The 2,504-nt window shown below is 63.4% G+C and carries 1 protein-coding gene; it reads left to right on the top strand.

All coding sequences use genetic code 11. The features are described 5' to 3' along the window. Positions 1-25 precede the first annotated feature (25 nt). Positions 26-2,503, top strand: a complete 2,478-nt coding sequence (gene hrpB, locus MDG893_RS20325; protein WP_007155734.1) for an ATP-dependent helicase HrpB — start codon at positions 26-28, stop codon at positions 2,501-2,503. Position 2,504 lies beyond the last annotated feature (1 nt).

Below are 2,504 nucleotides of genomic sequence, written 5' to 3'. Positions count from 1 at the left end.
ACCAGTCCTAACCAAAGCAAAACCAATGCTCCCAATCAACAAAACCATCCCGGACCTACTAACCACCCTGGACCCAGAAACAACCGTCCTGCTACAGGCCCCACCGGGCGCCGGTAAAACCACCAGGGTGCCACTGGCCCTGATGGATGCTGACTGGCGTGAGGGCCGGAAAATCCTGATGCTCGAGCCCAGGCGGCTGGCGGCCAGGTCCGCGGCAAGGTACATGGCCGGGCAGATGGGGGAGAAGCCGGGCCAGACCGTTGGTTATCGCACACGGCTTGATACGCAGGTGACGTCTGCCACGGTGATAGAAGTGGTCACCGAAGGTATTCTCACGCGGTTGATCCAGAATGATCCGGCGCTGGAAGACTACGCCGTTGTGATTTTCGACGAGTTTCACGAACGGTCACTGCAGGCCGATCTTGGGCTGGCGCTGGTTCGGGAGTCCCGCCAGGCTTTGCGGGAGGACCTTCGGGTCATCGTGATGTCCGCCACGTTGGATACCGCACCCATTGCCCGGTTGTTGGGTGATGTGCCGGTGCTGAGTAGTGAAGGCCGGGCATTTCCTGTGGAGGTGGCGTATCGGCCGGTTCCGCGCAATGGCCGGGTAGAAGAACAGGTGGTGTCCGTTATTCATGAGGCCTTGGCGGAGCAGAGCGGGTCATTGCTGGTGTTTCTGCCCGGTGAGGGCGAGATTCGTCGGGTTGAGCGCCAGCTTCAGAGCCAGACAGGCAATGAGGTGATCGTGGCGCCGTTGTACGGCAACCTGAAAAGCGAGGAGCAGGACCGGGCCATCGCGACGGCGCCCGACGGTTTTCGCAAAGTGGTTCTGGCCACGGCTATTGCCGAATCGAGTCTCACCATCGAAGGCGTGCGCGTCGTCATCGACAGCGGTCAGCAGCGCCGGGCGGTGTTTGATGCCAACAGCGGTATGACACGGCTGGTGACGGGCTGGGTCTCGAAAGCCTCGGCGGAGCAGCGCAAGGGCCGGGCCGGTCGAATTGAGCCTGGCGTCTGTTACCGGCTTTGGAGTGAGTCCTCCCAGTTCGGCCTGGCCGAGTTCACCCCGCCGGAAATACAGGAAGCGGACCTCGCACCCCTGGTGCTGGAACTGGCGCAATGGGGTGCGCGGTCACCGGAGCAGCTGGACTGGATTGACCCACCCCCTGCCGCGCACTGGCAGCAGGCTGTGTCGTTGTTGCAGTGGCTGGATATGCTGGATGCCGACAGTGCGATTACCGACCATGGCAAGGCGGCCCGCGACATGGGCATTCATCCACGGCTGGCGCACATGATTCTAAGCGGGCGTGATATCGGCCACGGCTACCTGGCCGCCGAGCTGGCGGCCCTGTTGGAAGAGCGGGATCTGGCGGGTCGATCAGCCGGAGCGGACATGCAGGAGCGGATCCGGATACTGCGTGGCTCCGGCACCCGACAGGGTGTGGATACCGCCAGGGTGGCATCGATCACCAAGTCGGTGTCCCGCCTATCGGCCGGGCTTGAACGGCCACAGGCAATGCCTTCCGAGGATGAGGTAGGACGCGTACTCGCACAGGCCTACCCGGACCGCATTGCCCGTAAACGAGGGGGTGAAGCCCCGCGATACCAGCTCAGCAACGGCCGCGGTGCAGCCCTTCGCAGTGATGATCGTCTGGCTCGCTATGAGTGGCTGGTTGCTGCTGAACTGGACGGTAAGGCCAGGGAAGCCACGATCTATCTTGCTGCACCGGTTACCCCAGCGGTGCTGGAACAGGACCTGTCCGGTCACATTGAAGAGTACGAGGAAGCGGTCTGGGATGAGCGACGCGGAACCGTGGTGGCCCGTCGCGTTCGAAAACTGGGGCAGCTGGAGCTGGAAGAAACAGCCCTGCCGGCCCCGCCACCGGAACTGGTGCAACAGGGGTTGCTGGCCGCCGTGCGCAAGAAGGGCCTTGGAAGCCTGCCGTGGACGCCGGCGGCGGAACAATGGCTTGCCCGGGTCGCCCTGCTGACAGAACGCTTTCCCGGAGAATGGCCAACGGTCAGCAAATGTTGGCTGACAGACAACCTGGAAACCTGGCTCGGTCCGTTCCTGGCAGGGATGACCCGCTGGCGTGACCTGGAGAAACTCAACCTGAGCCAGGCTCTTGCCAGCCTGCTGGAGTATCCGCAACAACAGGCACTGGAAGAGCTGGCTCCTCCCCGCCTGACGATCCCAACCGGCCAGTCCGTGGCGCTGGATTACACCGCAGAAAACGGCCCGGTACTGGCGGCCAAACTACAGGCCCTGTTCGGCTGGGCCAGAACCCCGACGGTTGCCGGAGGCCAAGTGCCCGTGGTGATCCACCTGCTGTCCCCGGCCCAGCGCCCTCTGGCCGTCACGGCCGACCTGGCAAGCTTCTGGCAGAACGCCTACCCGGGGGTCCGCAAGGACATGCGCGGTCGATATCCCAAGCACCCTTGGCCGGAAGATCCCCTGACGGCCGATGCGAGTCAGGGGACTAAGAAGCGTCCTGTTCGTTGAT

It is taken from the genome of Marinobacter algicola DG893 (assembly GCF_000170835.1).
GTDB lineage: Bacteria > Pseudomonadota > Gammaproteobacteria > Pseudomonadales > Oleiphilaceae > Marinobacter > Marinobacter algicola.
Note: the sequence above shows the minus strand (reverse complement) of the source record. Positions and strands in the feature narration are given on the sequence as shown.